General features: G+C 61.8%; 18 protein-coding genes. 4 read left to right on the top strand and 14 right to left on the bottom strand.

What is annotated here, in order from left to right:
• The first annotated feature begins 71 nt into the window (after positions 1 to 71).
• Positions 72 to 344: a DUF6725 family protein gene (locus tag DKK74_RS02925; RefSeq protein WP_110412847.1), complete on the top strand. Its 273-nt coding sequence runs from the start codon at positions 72 to 74 to the stop codon at positions 342 to 344.
• On the opposite strand, the gene DKK74_RS02920 is transcribed toward DKK74_RS02925, so the two are convergent.
• The 14 genes from DKK74_RS02920 to msrB all read right to left on the bottom strand — a co-directional run bounded on the left by DKK74_RS02920 (position 334) and on the right by msrB (position 14,746).
• Entirely contained in the window at positions 334 to 1,371 is a 1,038-nt protein-coding gene (locus tag DKK74_RS02920; RefSeq protein WP_181414905.1) for a prephenate dehydrogenase, read from the bottom strand. The genes DKK74_RS02925 and DKK74_RS02920 overlap by 11 nt on opposite strands.
• A 65-nt stretch (positions 1,372 to 1,436) precedes the next feature.
• Positions 1,437 to 2,423: a prephenate dehydratase domain-containing protein gene (locus tag DKK74_RS02915; protein ID WP_110412664.1), complete on the bottom strand. Its 987-nt coding sequence runs from the start codon at positions 2,421 to 2,423 to the stop codon at positions 1,437 to 1,439.
• The gene (locus DKK74_RS02910) at positions 2,420 to 2,839 is read right to left on the bottom strand and encodes an alcohol dehydrogenase (protein ID WP_181414884.1); all 420 of its coding nucleotides are present in this window, start codon (positions 2,837 to 2,839) and stop codon (positions 2,420 to 2,422) included. Before DKK74_RS02910 ends, DKK74_RS02915 begins: the two co-directional genes overlap by 4 nt.
• Before the next feature lie 116 nt (positions 2,840 to 2,955).
• Positions 2,956 to 4,875 (bottom strand): translational GTPase TypA, encoded by a 1,920-nt coding sequence (gene typA, locus DKK74_RS02905; RefSeq protein WP_110412846.1) that lies wholly within the window; start codon positions 4,873 to 4,875, stop codon positions 2,956 to 2,958.
• Between the two features lie 114 nt (positions 4,876 to 4,989).
• On the bottom strand, positions 4,990 to 5,652 hold the full coding sequence (gene scpB, locus DKK74_RS02900) for an SMC-Scp complex subunit ScpB (protein ID WP_110412662.1): 663 nt from the start codon (positions 5,650 to 5,652) through the stop codon (positions 4,990 to 4,992).
• Positions 5,649 to 6,452: a segregation and condensation protein A gene (locus DKK74_RS02895; RefSeq protein WP_110412661.1), complete on the bottom strand. Its 804-nt coding sequence runs from the start codon at positions 6,450 to 6,452 to the stop codon at positions 5,649 to 5,651. Before DKK74_RS02895 ends, scpB begins: the two co-directional genes overlap by 4 nt.
• On the bottom strand, positions 6,449 to 7,288 hold the full coding sequence (locus DKK74_RS02890) for a ParA family protein (protein ID WP_110412660.1): 840 nt from the start codon (positions 7,286 to 7,288) through the stop codon (positions 6,449 to 6,451). The genes DKK74_RS02895 and DKK74_RS02890 overlap by 4 nt, the downstream gene beginning before the upstream one ends.
• 45 nt (positions 7,289 to 7,333) lie before the next feature.
• Entirely contained in the window at positions 7,334 to 8,263 is a 930-nt protein-coding gene (gene xerD, locus DKK74_RS02885) for a site-specific tyrosine recombinase XerD (protein ID WP_110412659.1), read from the bottom strand.
• A gap of 79 nt (positions 8,264 to 8,342) precedes the next feature.
• The gene (locus DKK74_RS02880; RefSeq protein ID WP_258334421.1) at positions 8,343 to 10,103 is read right to left on the bottom strand and encodes a spermidine synthase; all 1,761 of its coding nucleotides are present in this window, start codon (positions 10,101 to 10,103) and stop codon (positions 8,343 to 8,345) included.
• 117 nt (positions 10,104 to 10,220) lie between these two features.
• Positions 10,221 to 10,604 carry a 50S ribosomal protein L20 gene (gene rplT / locus DKK74_RS02875; RefSeq protein ID WP_110412658.1) on the bottom strand — a complete coding sequence of 128 codons (384 nt, stop codon included), beginning with the start codon at positions 10,602 to 10,604 and terminating at the stop codon, positions 10,221 to 10,223.
• A gap of 48 nt (positions 10,605 to 10,652) precedes the next feature.
• A complete protein-coding gene (rpmI, locus tag DKK74_RS02870) occupies positions 10,653 to 10,847 on the bottom strand; it encodes a 50S ribosomal protein L35 (RefSeq protein ID WP_015021617.1) in 195 nt (64 codons plus the stop codon).
• Positions 10,828 to 11,499 (bottom strand): translation initiation factor IF-3, encoded by a 672-nt coding sequence (infC, locus tag DKK74_RS02865; RefSeq protein WP_110412657.1) that lies wholly within the window; start codon positions 11,497 to 11,499, stop codon positions 10,828 to 10,830. Before infC ends, rpmI begins: the two co-directional genes overlap by 20 nt.
• A gap of 236 nt (positions 11,500 to 11,735) precedes the next feature.
• Positions 11,736 to 13,625 (bottom strand): asparagine synthase (glutamine-hydrolyzing), encoded by a 1,890-nt coding sequence (gene asnB, locus DKK74_RS02860; protein WP_110412656.1) that lies wholly within the window; start codon positions 13,623 to 13,625, stop codon positions 11,736 to 11,738.
• Between the two features lie 146 nt (positions 13,626 to 13,771).
• Positions 13,772 to 14,746 (bottom strand): peptide-methionine (R)-S-oxide reductase MsrB, encoded by a 975-nt coding sequence (gene msrB, locus DKK74_RS02855; RefSeq protein WP_110412655.1) that lies wholly within the window; start codon positions 14,744 to 14,746, stop codon positions 13,772 to 13,774.
• A 172-nt stretch (positions 14,747 to 14,918) separates the two neighbouring features.
• On the opposite strand from msrB, the gene DKK74_RS02850 reads away from it, so the two are divergent.
• The 3 genes from DKK74_RS02850 to DKK74_RS02840 are packed head-to-tail and all read left to right on the top strand — an operon-like array spanning position 14,919 to position 16,818.
• Entirely contained in the window at positions 14,919 to 15,656 is a 738-nt protein-coding gene (locus tag DKK74_RS02850) for an AzlC family ABC transporter permease (protein ID WP_110412654.1), read from the top strand.
• Positions 15,653 to 16,009, top strand: a complete 357-nt coding sequence (locus DKK74_RS02845) for a branched-chain amino acid transporter permease (protein ID WP_110412653.1) — start codon at positions 15,653 to 15,655, stop codon at positions 16,007 to 16,009. Before DKK74_RS02850 ends, DKK74_RS02845 begins: the two co-directional genes overlap by 4 nt.
• A gap of 14 nt (positions 16,010 to 16,023) precedes the next feature.
• Positions 16,024 to 16,818: a thiamine diphosphokinase gene (locus DKK74_RS02840; protein WP_181414883.1), complete on the top strand. Its 795-nt coding sequence runs from the start codon at positions 16,024 to 16,026 to the stop codon at positions 16,816 to 16,818.
• Positions 16,819 to 16,835: the final 17 nt, after the last annotated feature.

Here is a 16,835-nt window from a genome sequence, read left to right as displayed (position 1 = left end):
GTGCAATACAGTCTAGGCGTTTTTGCCCTCGTCGCAGCTGCAGGCGATACTGACGAAGGAGGTGGATGGCCATGCGTTTGCCAGCAACCATACCGGCCGGAGCACGTCTGGTGGTCAGGATTGCCCTGGGGTTGAATCCGGAAGATGGAAGGCCCAAGTTCCGCGACTACGTGGGCCATGTGGTCGACTGGGACAGACATCGGCTGATCCTGGACAGGGATCCGGCGGCCAATGGGTCACGCCCCGGGGAGCGCGTGACCCTTCAGGCGGCAGATATGGTGGCGCTGAAGCCGGTTCCGGAACGCCGTTCGCCCCGCCCGGACCATCCGGATCTCAGTCGATGACCGGCGGGTGCAGCACGCGGGCCCTGCTGGTGGTCAGGAAGGCCGAGACCTGCTCGCCGCGCAGGGCCGAATCCAGCAGCTCCTGCCGCCAGTTGCCCTCCTGCGGATCCAGTTCCAAATCAATTGTGGGCGTCTGCTCCTGGTCGCCCAAGGCAGCCTTGTAGCGCCGGAAGGGATCGGCCTGGAGAAAGAAGTCCCTACGCTTTTCAGCGGCCTCCGGCCCCTGATCCCGCAAAAATGAAGCCATGCCCTGCAAATTCTTGACCAGGGCATCCAGAAGGTCGGCCACCTGGTCAGCGTTCTCCTCCACCATGGCCCTGGTCCGCTCCGGATCGGTCAGGGCTACGCGGGTCATGTCCCGCCAGGATCCGGCCGCCAGAGCCGAAGCCACACGACGGTCAGGCGACCTCGTCAGCATGTTGGCCAGAGCGGTGGCCACCACATGGGGCATGTGCGAAATTAATGCCGCAGCCCGGTCATGGGTGGCATCATCCAGGGCGATCAGCCGGTTGCCCAGCCCCTGGGTGACCATGTCGGCTACCGTCAAAAAGCGGCTATAATCCGTATGCTCATCGACGCAGAGGGCCCAGAGAGCATCTTCCAAGAGGGCCGGGTCCGAATCCTCATAGCCGGTGCCCTCGCTGCCGGCCATGGGATGGGCGCCTACGTAGCGATCGGCCAGACCAGCCTGTTTGACCTGTCTGCGGACCGGACCCTTGACGCTTCCCACGTCGGTCAGGGTGGTGCCACGGGTCAGCATCGGGGCCAACGCCTGGAGCACGTCGGGCATGACCCGCAAGGGGGTGGCCAGCACCAGAACGTCGGGCTTGCCCTTGGCCAGCTCCTCTAGGGTGTCCACGCAATGGATTCCCTGGCTGCGGGCCTGCTCATAGGGACGGTTGTTATGGTTCCACGCGATCACGAACCTGCCTCGAGCGGCAAGGCGACGAGCCAGCGATCCGCCGATCAGACCCAATCCCGCCACGGCAATTTTGTGGGCCGAGGTCAGCACCGGCGAGGCGGCCATGCCAGCTATCGGGTGCATGTGCTCGGGGCCGGACAGGTCCATGTGTGGGAAGGGGGCGGATTCATCTACCATAACAACTCCTTACTAATCGTCTCGGAATCGGGGTCCTCACCCCGGAAGGCCCCCGCCCTGGGCAGCATCCATTCACGGATAGGGGGCGCTGGATGCGGGGTGCGCGGATGGACCGCCAGCGTCTTGAGCCAGTCCCCCCTGTCCAGCAGGTCAGCCAGCACCTGATGCAGACCCTTCTGCCATGGTGCGGCGTCGATGCTGGCAACGAAGCTGTAGGTCCCGTCGTGCCCCTTGATGGGCCGGGACATGAATGAGGTCATGTTTAGGCCCGCATCGCGCAGACGGTCCAGCAGGTTGGCCAGCACGCCCGGCCCGGTATTCAGGGGAATAAAGGTGACGATGGACTCGAAATCACCGCCTGGCGCCAGGCGGCGTGCCAGCTCGGCGGCCTGGTTCCGGGGAGCCAGCAGAAGGAAGTCGGTGCGAGCCCCCTGATAGTCCTGCACCTCCCGCCGGTAAGTCTCCAGTCCGTAGAGGCTCCCACAGATGCGCGGACCCAGAGCCACCTGATCCGGGCCCAGATCACGGCAGGCCGCAGCGTTGGAGTTGGCTGTCACCGGAGTGAGGCCTGTCTCTTTGATGAAGCCCTTGCACTGGGCCAGCCCATGAGGGTGAGCGTCGACTTGGACCAGGGGGCCATGGTCAGCCTGGACGAATGCGTCGAAAACGATAGGCAGGCGGACCATGCCGAAGCCCGATACCGATTGGGTGTCGATCAGGGCATCCATGTTGGGCACCACATGGCCCTCTACGTTGTTCTCCCAGGCCAGTACGCCCCAGCCTCGGCCCTCCTCGACTGCAGCCACAATGGCAGCCGCATCCGGGCAGGGCCTCAGATCCGCTTGGCAGTCCAGCCTTGTCTCCATGAGGTTGGCGGCCTCAAGGGCAGCCTGGTGGGTGAAGGTCCCCTCGGGTCCCAGGAAGTGCAAGGGTATTCGGTCGGGCAGAGTTAACGAAGTTCCTGATAGAACCTGGCTCATGCGGATCGCTCCTGACGACGCAGGGGGCCGTCAGCAAACCAGGAGGCAGGCAAGCAAATGGCCAGGGTCTGGATCAGGACCAGCCCGCCCATCCAGAGAAAGACCGCATACTTGGCAAAGAACGTAGGGAAGTTGGCATAGGGCATGAGCACATCGCCACCCGGCCCCCGCATGGAGAGCAACCAAACCACGACCGTCGATGCTACCAAATGCAGGGCCAGACCCATGGTGCCGCTGTCGCTGCGGACCCACCAGGCGGCCAAAGCCACCAGCAGATAAGCCAAGGCCATCCCCCAAGGCAGACCCTGAGCGGCCCCGGAGCGCTGGACTAGGGTTCCCAGCACGCCCACCGCCAGGCCAATAGGCAGGCCCAGCAAGCAACGGAAGGGACTTGTCTGACCAGACTCCTCCGCCAAATGGGAAGGATCCTGGTCATTGGATTTGGAAACCTGAGACTTCATGGGTTCAAGACTAGTCCGACCCGGTCACCATGGGGCGGCCGAGTCGCACTGTTCTGATTGTGAGAGAAGGCTTACTTCTTGTTGGCCCTGCGCTGACGGGCGTTCCACTTGTACCAGGCATCCCTGTCCAGGATGATCTTGCGCACGCGGATGGACTCGGGGGTCACCTCCACGCACTCGTCATCGTTGGCGAAGTCCAGGGACTCCTCCAGGCTCATGTCAATGGGCGGGGTCAAGGTCTCCAGCACGTCGGCGGTGGAGGAACGCATGTTGGTCATGTGCTTCTCCAGGGTGATGTTGATGTCCAGGTCGCCGGGCTTGTTGTTGATGCCCACGATCTGCCCCTCGTAGACGGGCGACTGGGGCTTGACGAAGAACTCACCCCGGGCCTGGAGCTTCTGCATGGCGTAGGGGCTGGCCTTGCCGGAGCGGTCGGAGACCATGGATCCGTTCTGCCGGGTCTTGATGTCGCCTGCCCAGGGAGCGTAGCCGGCAGAGATCGACGAGGAGATGCCAGTGCCACGGGTGGCAGTCAGCAGGGCGGTACGGAAGCCCAGGAGGCCACGGGATGGCACGGTGAACTGCATCCTGACCCAGCCGGAGCCATGGTTGGTCATGGTCTCCATGCGGCCCTTACGATCGGCCATGAGCTGGGTAACTGCGCCCATGTACTCCTCGGGCACGTCGATGGTGTCGGACTCCATGGGCTCCTGAACCTTGCCGTCCACGGTTTTGGTAACTACCTGGGGACGGCCTACGGTCAGCTCGTAGCCCTCGCGGCGCATCTGCTCAGCCAGGATGGCCAGGGCCAGCTCGCCACGACCCTGAACCTCCCAGGCATCGGGCCGATCGGTGGGCAGCACCTTGATGGAGACGTTGCCGATCAGCTCGCGGTCCAGACGGTCCTTGAGCATGCGGGCGGTCAGCTTGTGGTCCTTGCCCTCGGTGCCAGCCAGTGGCGAGTCGTTGGTGCCAAAGGTCATGGAAACGGCCGGGTCGTCAACGTGAATCAGAGGCAGGGGGCGGGGATCGTCCTGGTCGACGATGGTCTCGCCGATCATGATGTCCTCAACACCGGCCACAGCCACGATGTCGCCGGGGCCGGCCTCATCCACTGGGGAGCGCTGCAGGCCCTTGGTCCGCAGGATCTCGGTCAGCTTGAAGTTTTCGATGGATCCATCAACGCGCGACAGACCGTACTGGCGACCCTTGGTCAGGGTGCCGTTATAGATGCGCACCAGACCCAGCCGGCCCAAGTAGTCGGACGCGTCAATGTTGGTCACATGGGCCTGCAGGGGGGCGCCCTCCTCATACTCCGGGGCGGGGATGTTGTTCAGGATAGCCTCGAAGAGGGGCTCCAGGTCGTCGTTGTCGGGCACAGCACCGTCGGCAGGCTGGTTCACAGAGGCCTTGCCGGCCTTGGCTGCGCAGTAGATGACCGGCAGGTCCAGGAGGGAATCCAGATCCAGGTCCACTCCCTCCTCGCTCACGTCTTGGGCCAGACCCAGGAGCAGATCGGTGGATTCTGAGACCACCTCGGAGATGCGGGCATCGGGACGGTCGGTCTTGTTGATGACCAGGATGACGGGCAGCTTGGCCTCCAGGGCCTTGCGCAGAACGAAGCGGGTCTGGGGCAGGGGCCCCTCGGAAGCGTCCACCAGCAGAACCACGCCATCGACCATGGAGATGCCGCGCTCCACCTCACCGCCGAAGTCGGCGTGGCCGGGGGTGTCCACCACATTGATAGTGATGCCGTCGGGCTCGCCCAGCTTGGCTGCCAGGGGGCCTGTGTACTTGACGGCGGTGTTCTTGGCCAGGATGGTGATGCCCTTCTCCTTCTCAAGGTCGTTGGAGTCCATGACCCGGTCGGGCACCTCCTCCCGCTCGGAGAAGACGTGCGACTGCTGCAGCATGGCGTTGACCAGGGTGGTCTTGCCGTGGTCAACGTGTGCCACAATCGCCACATTTCGTATATCGCCGCGTACCGCCATCAAAACCTCATTCTCGTGAATGCTATCCATGCCCCCACCGGCCTAGCTGCCGGCTGGCGTGGTCCAGGAATTGGACAAACAGAGACAAGTGTAACCGCCTTGTGTGACAGGCGTTCACTCCTCCTCGCCCTGGGACGAACCATGGGCAAGATCCGGGGATTCGGGTTGCCCATACAGCTCCTGGCGGGCTTGGGCCAGAGCCGAGTCCTCATCGGGCAGAAAGGGGGCAAGTGAGGGCAGATCCTCCAAGGACTGCAGGCCCATCCGTTCAAGGAAAAGGTCGGTGGTAACCAGCAGCGCGGCGTGGGTTTGCTCGTCCAGGCCTTCCTCACGAACCAAGCCGCGCACCAACAGAGCCCGGATGACCCCATCTGAGTTGACCCCGCGAATCTGACCCACCTGGGCACGGGTCATGGGCTGGCGGTAGGCCACGATGGCCAGGGCCTCCAGGGCCGCCTGGGAGAGCCGTGCCGTCTGACCGTCCTTGACGAAGGCCGCCACAACGGGCTGGTAGGCGGCCCGGCTGGTCAGTTGCCAGCCCCGGGCGGTCCGACGCAGTTCGAATCCTCGGTCGCCATAGGACTCGGCCAGCGATTCCAGGGCGGCATTGACCGGTGCCGGGTCCACGGCCAGCACCCGGGAGAAGTCCTCTGCAGTCAGCGGCCGGTCCGTGGCCACCAGAATGGCCTCCAGGCAGGCGGTCAGTCCACCGGGAAAGTCCTGCACGTCGAAGTCCACATATTCGGGACGGGTGTCGGGAGCCGAGGATTGGCTCATGCGAAGTCCCCCTCACTGATCAAGGCCGTTTCCGGCTCCTGGGTCGGCCCTATCCAGCGCAGGTAGAGCGGCTGGTATGGACCATCCTGACGATACTGGATCAGTTCCTGCCTGAAGAAGATCAGAACGGCCAGGAATCGGGCCACCACCTGCGCCCGGCCCTTGGATGAGGCGACCAGATCGGCGAAGGCCACCGGCTGACCGGGCCGTGCCAGCAGGGCCCGGCGAACCTGGTCGGCCTCCTTGTTCAGGTCGACCAGGGGCACGTGCAACTGGTCCAGACGTACCTCTGAGGCCGGAGCGTTGACCAGGGCATTGGCGCAGAGCAGGGCCAGATCCTCCGGCTTCAGAGTCCAGACCAGATCAGGCAGCAGGTGGGTCAGCTGGGGCTCCAGATGGCCGGGATGCGCGTAGCGGCCCGAGTTGGCGGCCAACCTGGCTCGAAAGTCCTGTCCCGCCTGCTTGAAGGCCCGGTACTGCAGCAGCCTGGCGAAGAGCAGATCACGCTCCCGAAGGGCGTCCATGGAGGCCTGGTCGCGCATGGACTCGTCCTCCACAGGCAGGAGGGCGGCGCTCTTGGCCTCCACCAGCACCGAGGCCACGTCCAGGAAGGCACTGGCCTGGTCCAACCCCTGACTGAAGTCCAGGGTGCGCACATAGTCCAGAAATTCCCCGGTGATGGAGGCCAGGGATACCTCCGTCAGGGAGAGCTTTCGGTTGGCCAGCATGCCCAGCAGCAGGTCGAAGGGCCCCTGGTAGACATCCAGGTCGACGGCGAAGCCGTCCGCTGATCCGCTCACGCCACGATGCCGCGGGCGATCAGCTCCCGGGCGACCTCCCGATACTCCTTGGCGGTCTTGTGCTCGGGAGCGAACATGGTGATGGGCTCGCCGGCCACCGTGGCGTCGGGCAACTTGATGGACCGGCTGATGATGGAGTGCAGGACCTTGCCCTTGAAGGCCTCGTAGATGCGCTGAAGCACCTCGTCCGAATGCAGGGTCTTGGTGTACATGGTGACCAGCACTCCGTAAACCTGCAGGTCGGGGTTGATGCGGCTGCGGACCTTCTCTATGGATTGCATGAGCAGGGCCACGCCGCGCAGGGCGAAGAACTCGGCCGCCACAGGGATGATGACCCCGTCCGCGGCAGTCAGCGCGTTGACGGTCAGCAGACCGAGCGAGGGCTGGCAGTCGATGATGATGGCGTCATACTCCTGCCGCAGGGGCCGGATGGTTGCCGCCAGGGCCTGCTCCCGGCCGACCTCGGTGACCAACTGAATCTCAGCGGCCGACAGATCGATGTTGGCCGGGATGATGTCCAGACCGTCAAAACGGGTGTGCCTGACCACCTCGTGAACATCCAGGGAGGTGTCGAACATGGCGGTGTAAATGGTGTTGTCCACACTGTTGGCATTGATGCCCAGACCCACGGTGGCCGCGCCCTGGGGGTCGAAGTCCACGATCAGCACCCGTCGCCCATACTGGCACATGGCCCCGGCGATGTTGATGGATGATGTGGTCTTGCCCACGCCGCCCTTCTGGTTGCACATGGCGAGGACACGGGCCGGGCCGTGCTGTTTCAAAGGCTCCGGGGCAGCGAACGTCTCATACTCGCGCCCTAACAAATCCGTAGGCATGCCTCTACCCTATCAAGTTTCCGACCGCATTCGCGGGTTGGCGGGTCAGCGAGCGCGGGGATGGGCCGTCTGGTAGGTCTCCATCAGGGCCTGCGGGCTGACGTGTGTGTAGATCTGTGTCGTGGTGACCGAGGCATGGCCCAGCAGCTCCTGGACGGAACGCACATCGGCGCCTCCCTCCAGCAGATGAGTGGCGAAGGAGTGCCGCAGGGTGTGGGGGTGCAGGGGCCTGTTCAGTCCCGCCCGGCGTCCGGCATCCCTGACCACCTGCCAGACCGTCTGCCTGGTCAGCCGCTTGCCCCGCTTGTTAAGGAAGACGGCCCGCAGCTCCCTGCCCTTGGTGGCCCGATTACACAGGCTGGACCGCCCCAGATTCAAGTAAGTCTGCATGGCCCGGCAGGCGTAGGAGCCCATGGGCACCAGACGCTGCTTGTCGCCCTTGCCGGTCAGACGGACCACCCGCTCGTTAAGGTCCATGTCCTCCAGATCGGTCCCCACAGCCTCCGAGACCCGGCAGCCTGTGGCGTACATGAATTCCAGCAGGGCCTTGTCCCGCAGGACCACAGGATCCTTGGACCCGCCCATTGCGGCCACATCCAACAGCCGGGTCACCTGGTCCACGTCCAGCACATCGGGCAGGGCCGAGGTGCCCTTGGGAGCCTTGACGGTACGAGAGACATCCTGGTCGGTCACCCCCTGCTTGAGGGCGAACCGGTGCCACTCATGGACAGCGGCCATCCTCCGTGAGCGGCTGGCTGAGCTCTCATCGGCCAGATTGGCCAGAAAGCCCTCCACATCGGCGGTTTGAATCTGCTCCACGCTGGTGATGCCTCTAGCGGACAGCCAGTGAATGTACATGTTCAGATCGGACTTATAAGCCTTGACCGTGGCGGGGGCAAGACCCCGCTCCAGACCAGTGTAGGCCAGGAACTGATCCAGCAGAGCGGTCAGCCCCTCCTGATGATCACCGTCCACTACCGCTTAACCTCCGGTTCTCTTCATCAGTACTGGTCTTTAGAGCATATTCTAACGCGTTGTGGATTGGAGCGAACGCTCAAGAGACTTCCCGAATCAGCCCTTGAATCCCTTCTTGCTGAAGAATCCGTCGATAGGGGCCGGCCTCCCTGCTGATGATTCCGTCAATAGCGTGCATGCCCAGCAGCTCCACTGGCGCATTGTCATCAGTCAATACCCTCCCATTTATATCCCCAACCGTGCTCAGGCGGGAGCTGACCTGCTCCATCATCTCGGACAGGTCCGGATCAGGGCTGACCCTGGCTGCCTCCTCCGCCAGTAGTTCGGAGGCCGGATAGTCCCTCATAGCCTTCCTCTTATCCCCTCCCGCTTCCGAGAAATCTGCGGAAACAAGGCGACGTGCAAAGAGCTCGCGGTTGGTGGTCTGGGGCACATCGGCCGTCAGGATGGCATCGGAGCCGAAGACCCTGGTGATGGTATTGGTCAGGGCCGCATTGATGGACCCCTGACCGTCGTCGATCATGTTCATGTTGACCACCATGACCCCGCCCGGATTCAGGTGGTTCCTAACCAGGGTGAAGAACTCGGTGGAACTCATCTGGAAGGGTATGGTGATGTCCTGGTAAGCATCGACCATAATCAGGTCGTAGTGCTGGCTGTTGGCCGCCAGCCAGGCTCGGCCGTCGTAGGTGGAAACCTGAATATCGGAGGGCTGATCAAAATACTTGATGGCCAGGTTGCTGATGGCCTGGTCAATCTCCACCCCCTGGATGGCCATCCGTGGATAGTACCGCCTCAGTTGCCGGGCATAGGTCCCGGTCCCCATGCCCAGGATCAGAGCCGAGCGGGACTGATCGGCCATGAGCGGTGCTGCCAGAGCCGTGTCGTAGTACATGCCGGTCATCCCGGGATGCTTCATAGTCACCGACTGGACGCCGAAGAGAACGTTGGTGGAAAGGATGGTTCTATCCGCCAGGGTTTTGACCTGCAGATAGTTGTAGATGGACTCGCCCTCATAGGCCAGGCCCTTCTCCCAGAATGCGAATCCCGTCATTGGCGAGAGGGCAGCTGAGACTACAAAGGCCACAGTGGCGATCAGGCAGGCCAGGCGGTGCGCATGGGAGGAAAGAAAATAGACCAAGGCCACCAGAAGCAATATCCCTGAGAAGATCAGAAAGGTAACGAAGGTCCCCACGGCAGGGATGGTCACAAAGGTGGGCAGGAAGGTGCCCAGGATGGATCCCACGGTATTGCAGGCGCTGAGCCGGCCGACCACCGAAGCGTTATCGTCCAGGGAGTCGGTGGCGCTCTTGACCAGGCCCGGTGTGATGGTGCCCAGGAGGAAGAGGGGCGGAACAAAGATGATCAGGCAGGAGATAAAGGCCGCCAGGACCAGGAAGTTGGTAGAGACGGCCACGATCAGCAGTCCCGAAATCAGAATGATCAGATACTTGCCGACCAAAGGAATCAGGGCGATCCAGACGGCCGCGGCCATAATGCTCAGGTAGAGCCTGTCCGGGTCAGGGTTCCGGTCAGCCCAGCGGCCGCCGACGACGGCACCCAGGGCCAGGGCGATCATGATGGTCCCGATGATGATGGTCCATACAATCTGAGAAGACGAGAAGTAAGGAGCCAGCAGGCGGGAGGCCCCCAGCTCAGCGGCCATAACGGCCATCCCCGAGAAAAACTCCGTTACATAGAGAAAGATGCGCGACCGAAGGATGGGGCGCGACTGATTGATTTTGGTTAGCTTGGATCTACCGCTGCCGCGAGATGGACTGGCTTGAACTGCTGATTCTGCCGAGACAGCCGACTCGACTACGCTGTGATCATCGTTCATGGCGGCTCCCGGCATCATTGTCGTCAATCAACTTACCGTCCCGCTGATAAATGGTCAAATATGCAAAGAACCCCGCCAAAGACGAGGTTCTTGAAATACGGTATCCAGATCCGCTGATCAAGCAGTGACCGGAGCGTTCACATCGGCAGGCAGGGCCTTCTTGGCCTCAGCCACGATGGCGTTGAAGGTGTCGATGTCGTTGACGACCAGGTCGGCCAGAGCGCGGCGATCCAATTCGATCCCGGCCAGGCGCAGCCCTTGAATGAAGCGGTTGTATGTGATTCCCTGGGCGCGGCATCCGGCGTTGATGCGCTGGATCCACAGCTTGCGGAAGTCACCCTTGCGGGCCTTGCGGTCCCGGAAGTTGTATGTATATGAATGGAGCAGCTGCTCCTTGGCCTTGCGGTAGAGACGGGAGCGCTGGCCACGGTAGCCTGACGCCCGCTCCAGGACGACCCGACGCTTCTTATGCGCGTTGACTGCCCGCTTGACTCGTGCCATAGATATTCCTCAGCTTTCTAAAATCTCACTCGACGCGACAGCACCCGCTCAGCGGGCCAGCATCCTCTTCATGTTCTTGGACTGGGTCGGAGCGAGCACCTCGTCAGTGGACAGGTGACGACGCTTCTTGGCCGACTTGTGCTCCAGATTGTGGCGCATACCGGTCCCGGCGTGCATGAGCTTGCCCGAACCCGTGGTCCGGACGCGCTTGGATGCGGCGGAGTTACTTTTCATCTTCGGCATTGCTGCCCTCCTTGGATTTCATCTGCTTGGGAGAAGTATTGTTGTCGGTCTTGGCAGCCAAATGAGCCGCCTGACGGGCCTTGCGCTCGGCACGGGCCTGGCCGCCCCGCCGACGCTGCTCGGACTGGGTGTGGACCTTCTTGCCCTTGGGCGACAGGGTCATGATGATGTTGCGCCCCTCCTGCTTGGGGGCGAACTCGATGGAGCCCAGATCCGCGACGTCGTCAGCCAGCTTGCGCAGGAGCTCCACGCCACCGATGGGCCGGGACTGCTCGCGCCCACGCAGCATGATGGTGACCTTGACCTTATCTCCGGCGGACAGGAAGCGGCGCACGTGCCCCTCCTTGACCTCGAAGTCGTGGTCGTCGATCTTCAATCTGAAGCGGATCTCCTTGATCTCCGACATACTCTGGTTGCGGCGCGCCTCACGAGCCTTGATCTTCTCGTTGTATTTGAACTTGCCGTAATCAATGAGCTTGGCGACCGGGGGTTTGGCCTTGGGCGCAACCTCGACCAGGTCAAGGTTGGCCTCCTTGGCCAGGTTGAGGGCGACGGAGGTCGCAATAATTCCCACCTGTTCGCCGTTGGGCCCGATCAGGCGTACCTGAGACACTCGTATATCGTCGTTAATCCTTGGTTCGTCGCTAATGATGACTCCTTCTCAAATACCACAACATCCACTGCCCGGCGAAGAACCCATAGGTTTCGAACATGACCCTCGCAGCCGTACGGCAACGAAACAGCCAATGCCTGCACCGCACATAATGACAGCCAGCCGTTACCGGCGCAGGTCGAACCCGAAGCCATGGAAGGCTCCCAGGTGGGATCATCCGCTTTCTTGATTTCTCAAGCCGGATAATAGTATAACACAGCCTTCAGGACAGATCCCTAGGCATGAAGATCCAGCAACCCTGGCTTGGCCCCGTCGTGGTTGAAGTAAACGTCATACCAGGTCAGGAAGGAGTAAACAGTCCAGATCTTCCGGCGGGCATCGTTGCGCTTGGCATAGTTGTCATCCAGCATCCGCAGCAGGGCCTCCTGGTCGAAGAACTCGGACACCCACTCCTGTTCGAACAGGCTGCGGACCAGCCGATAGTAACGCTCCTGATGCAGCCAGTCCCGGATTGGCACGGGAAAGCCCAGCTTTTCTCTGGCGGACCACTCTCTGGGAATATGACGGTCAGCAGCCTTGCGGAAGGTGAACTTGGTGTTCTGATCAGTGATCAGGTATCTGGTAGGCACCTTCTCGGCCACATCCATCAGCTTGCGGTCCAGCAAGGGAACCCGCAACTCCACCGAGTGGGCCATGGTCATCTTGTCGGCCTTGAGTAGGATGTCCCCGGGCATCCACTGATGTATGTCCAGATACTGCTTCTTCTTAATCTCGGACAAGTTGCGCCCCTTGAGTCGGGCATATATCCTTCCGGTGATCTCAGAGACTCTGGGAGCCTTGCGATAGGCCGGCTTGAGCAGTTTTCCGGCCTCGTCCTCGCCGAAGACCCTGGCCTGACCGATGAAATTCTCTTCAGCAGGGGCCAGGTTGGCATACAGGTGCCAGGCTCCGTGGAAGTGCTTGCCCTTGGCCCAGCGTCCGATAGCGTACCGAGCCTTGCGGGGCAATCGTCCCAGAAGGCGGGTGACATCCTTGATGATGCGCGAGCGCGTATGCACCCCGTAGTCTATATAACCGGCGAAGAGCTCGTCGGCGCCCTCCCCGCTCAGTACTACGCGCAGGTCTCGGCTGGCCAGCTCGGAAAGGAAGAAGAGCGGCACGCAGGAGGGATTCGAGTCAGGTTCGTCCATGTACCACTGGATCTGTGGGAAGTAGCTGAAGGCCTGGTCGCCGTCCAGGGACTCGCTGGTGTTGTTGAGATTGAGCATGGAGGCCAGTTCGCTAGCCTGGTCGGACTCGTTGTAGGTCCCCTTGCCAAATCCGATTGAATAGGTATGCCGGGGACGCGCCAGGGCTGTGACATAGCTGGAGTCCACCCCCGAAGAGAGAAAGGAACCCACCTCCACATCGGCTACCTGGTGGGCCTTGACAGAGTCCTGAACGGTCTTGTCAATCGCGTCGACCAAGTCCTTCAGGCTCTGCTTGCTCTCTCCAAATGCCGGATCGTAATACTGGTGGATGTCCATCTTTCCATCCCGAAAGGTGAACCAGTGACCCTCGGGAAGTTTGAATACGCCCTTGAAGAAAGTCTCAGGGAGCGCCGAATACTGGAAGGTCATGTAGGGACGCAGGGCCTGGTTGTTGAGCTCCTTGTGGAAATCTGGATGCTGCAGGAGACTCTTGATCTCCGAGGCATACATAAAAGTACCGCCCATCCGAGCGTAATAAAAAGGCTTGATACCGAAATGATCCCGGGCCCCGAAGAGCTCGCCGCGGCCACGGTCCCATATGACAAAAGCGAACATGCCACGCAGACGGTTGACAACCTGGTGGCCCCACTGCTCGTAACCATGCAGGATGACTTCGGTGTCCGACTCGGTGGAGAAAGTATGGCCCAGGTCGATCAGTTGGCGGCGCAGTTCGCGGTAGTTGTAGATCTCCCCGTTCATGGTGATGGCCATGGAGGAGTCCTCATTGAAGATGGGCTGGTCGCCGCCCTGCAAATCGATGATGCTGAGGCGCCGAAAACCCAAGGCCACCCGCTCATCCACGAAATGACCCTCGCTGTCAGGCCCACGGTGGGCGATGATATCTGTCATCCGCTTAAGCACTGCCGTCTTTTCCTCGGCAGAGGTGTCGTTGACGAACCCAGCAATCCCGCACATAGGCCTGACTCCTTATTAGTTCACCAAGAGCCCACAATAGACCAAGAGGGCAACAGAAACAGGAAACAAACGAACCTTGTGAGTAGACTGCGCCGGAACCCCCATAGGCTGAAAGCTCCGACGTGCCAATGACAGCAGAACTGTCATTATATTGCTGCATCCACCAGGGGCAGGTAATCTCCGTAGCCCTCCGCCTCCATCCGGTCCCGCGGCACGAATCGTAGGGCGGCGGAATTCATGCAGTAGCGCTGCCCGCCACGGTCAGCCGGGCCATCGTCGAAGACATGCCCCAGATGGATGCCGGTCTGTGCTGTCCGTACCTCGATCCGGGGCCGACCCAGCAACTTGTAGTCATTGCGATTGACCAGCAGTTGAGGGTCAATGGGCTTGGTAAATGCCGGCCAGCCACAGCCCGAGTCGTACTTGTCGGCCGAGGAGAAGAGCGGCTGCCCGCTGACCACGTCCACATAGATGCCCGGACGGAACTCTCCGTCGTAGGCGTTGGTGAAGGGCCGTTCGGTGGCCGAGTGCTGGGTCACCTCGTAGCTTTCAGGGTCCAGGGACCAGATGCGCTCGATGTAGCGTTGGCGGGAAGCGGCATTGGCAATGGCCTCCAGGGGGATGTGGCAGTATCCGCCAGGGTTTTTGAGCAGGTAGTCCTGGTGGGACTCCTCCGCCGGATAGAAGTTGATCAGGGCCTCCACCTGCACAGCGGGATGACGGCCGGTCCGGCGCTCCAACTCCTCCAAGGCGCGACGGAAGACGGGCTCCTCCTGCTCGCGATGCTCGGGATCCCAGTAGAGGCCGCTGCGGTACTGCCTGCCCCGGTCGTTGCCCTGGCGATCCACCGAGAATGGGTCGATCAAATCCAACAGAAGTAGGGTCAGGGTCCGTAAAGTGACGGTTTGGGGATCATAGGTCAGCCGCACACTCTCCACGGCGTCGGTGACACCGCTGCATACCTGCTCATAGCTGGGGGCGGGCACTGTGGACTGGGCGTATCCTACCTGGGTGTCAATGATCCCGTCCACCTCTTGGAAGAACCGCTCGATGCCCCAGAAGCATCCCCCAGCCAGGACGACCGTGGCCAGGTCGTTGGTCGAAACCTTGTTCTTGTCCATGATTCCTCCTCACGTACCGGTGCCTATCGTTAGGTTCAACAAGAGCCGGAGAGTCCCTATTCCGCCCTTCCAGCCTCTTGACAGCCTTCTCACATTGTCGACCAGTCTGCCCCTGCGGCGCAAGAGGCGATTATCATATGACCATTTCCAAATCGAAGCCAGGAGGTTGATCATGCAGCGAGCGCAGGAAGAGGCAGACGACGATGCGAAGTCCTCCGGGACCGTCCTCGACTCCCTGGCTGCAGCCTTTCCACGGACCCTCCCCATCTTGGCTGGATTCATGGTGCTGGGAGCCTCCTACGGTTTTCTGATGACCAGCCGTGGATTCCCGGTGATCTACCCGCTGGCCATGAGTGCCCTGATCTACGCCGGATCCATGGAGTTCGTGACCGTGGACCTGCTCATGTCCACCTTCAATCCCTGGGGCGCGCTGATGCTGACCCTGATGGTCAATGCACGGCATCTCTTCTACGGCCTGGCCATGCTGCCGGTCTTTCGAGGGACGGGCCGGAAGAAGCCCTATCTGATTTTCGGGATGTGCGATGAGACCTTCGCCCTGGAGTCCGCCGACCCTCACCCCGCCGGAACCGACAAGGGCTGGTACCTCTTCTTCGTCACCCTGCTTAATCAGATCTACTGGGTGGGCGGAGCCACCCTGGGCGCTGTGCTGGGCAACCTGGCGAACTTCGACACCCGGGGGCTGGATTTCGTGCTGACTGCCATGTTCCTGGTGCTCTTCCTGGAGCAGTGGCGGCAGGCCGAGGCCCGCGTGCCGGCCCTGATCGGTCTGCTGGCTTCGCTGGCCTGCCTGCTTGTCTTCGGACCCGACCGATTCATCATCCCGTCCATGGCGGTCATCCTGGCCGTCTTCATCCTCTTGGACTCCCGGAGCCAAAGGAAGGCCTCATGACCACTGCACAGCAACTGATCACCATAGGCATTGTGGTCCTGGGAACCATGGCCACCAGATTCCTACCCTTCATAATCTGGCCGGAGGGGCGTCGGCCACCGGCCCTGGTGACCAGGCTGGGACATCTGCTGCCCGCTGCCGTCATGGGACTGCTGGTGGTTTATTCGCTCAGGCACACCAACCTGGCAGGAGGCGACCACGGACTCTATGAGGCCCTGGCTCTGCTGGTCACAGCCCTGGTCCACCTGCGCTGGCGAAACATGATGATCAGCATCGCCTGCGGCACCCTGACCTATATGGCCCTAGTGCAAGGGTGGCTGATCTTCCTGATCCGTCTGGTTGGTCTGGGATGATGGGGATGCGGCCAATGGGCGAGCGCAGAAAGAAGGACCTAATGCAGAATGACGGTCAGTCGGACCGTACGGACCAGGCAAGTCAGGCACCGCTCTGCCGGATTTGGGGCGCAGGACAGTACTTTGGCGAAGAGACGGCACGCGGCGGACAGGCCATGGTCATCGCAGCGGACGGCGGGCTGGAGCCGGCCCTGGAGCACGGTGACGAGCCGGAACTGGTCGTGGGCGACTTCGACTCCCTGCCCGCTGGCAGCCAAAAGCTGCGTACAGACATCCCCCGCCGGGTCCTGCCTGCTGAGAAAGACGACACGGACCTGCTGGCCGCAGTCAAGGTGGGCTGGCGGTACGGTTGCCGAAGATTCCTTATATATGGCGGCCTGGGCGGGCGCATGGACCACACGCTAGCCAACCTGAACCTGATCCATCTGATTGCTGCAAGCGGTGGCCGGGCCGAACTCTGGGGCCAAAGAATGCTGGTCACAGCTCTTGGCCCTGGAAGCCTGGACTTTCCCGCCTGGGACTGCCCGCCCAGGTCCATGGTCTCCGTCCTGGCGGCCGACGACCAGGCTCTGGGTGTGGTTGAGCAGGGCCTCAAATACCAGACGGACGGCATGACCATGACCAACCGGCAGGTCACTGGTGTCAGCAACGAGTTCCTGCCCGGTAAACCGGCCCACATAGCACTGAAACAGGGAACAGTGTTCGTCGCCTACCCCACCTCGGCGCCCGAGCCGGTCTGGAGCACCAACCTGGAGCCCAAGGCCGACCTAGGCTCCCTGGAGACTCGACCCTCCCGTCGGCTGGCCTGAACCTCTTTTGACTTGGA

It is taken from the genome of Bifidobacterium asteroides, from assembly GCF_003202755.1.
GTDB classification, from domain to species: domain Bacteria; phylum Actinomycetota; class Actinomycetes; order Actinomycetales; family Bifidobacteriaceae; genus Bombiscardovia; species Bombiscardovia asteroides_F.
Note: the sequence above shows the minus strand (reverse complement) of the source record. Positions and strands in the feature narration are given on the sequence as shown.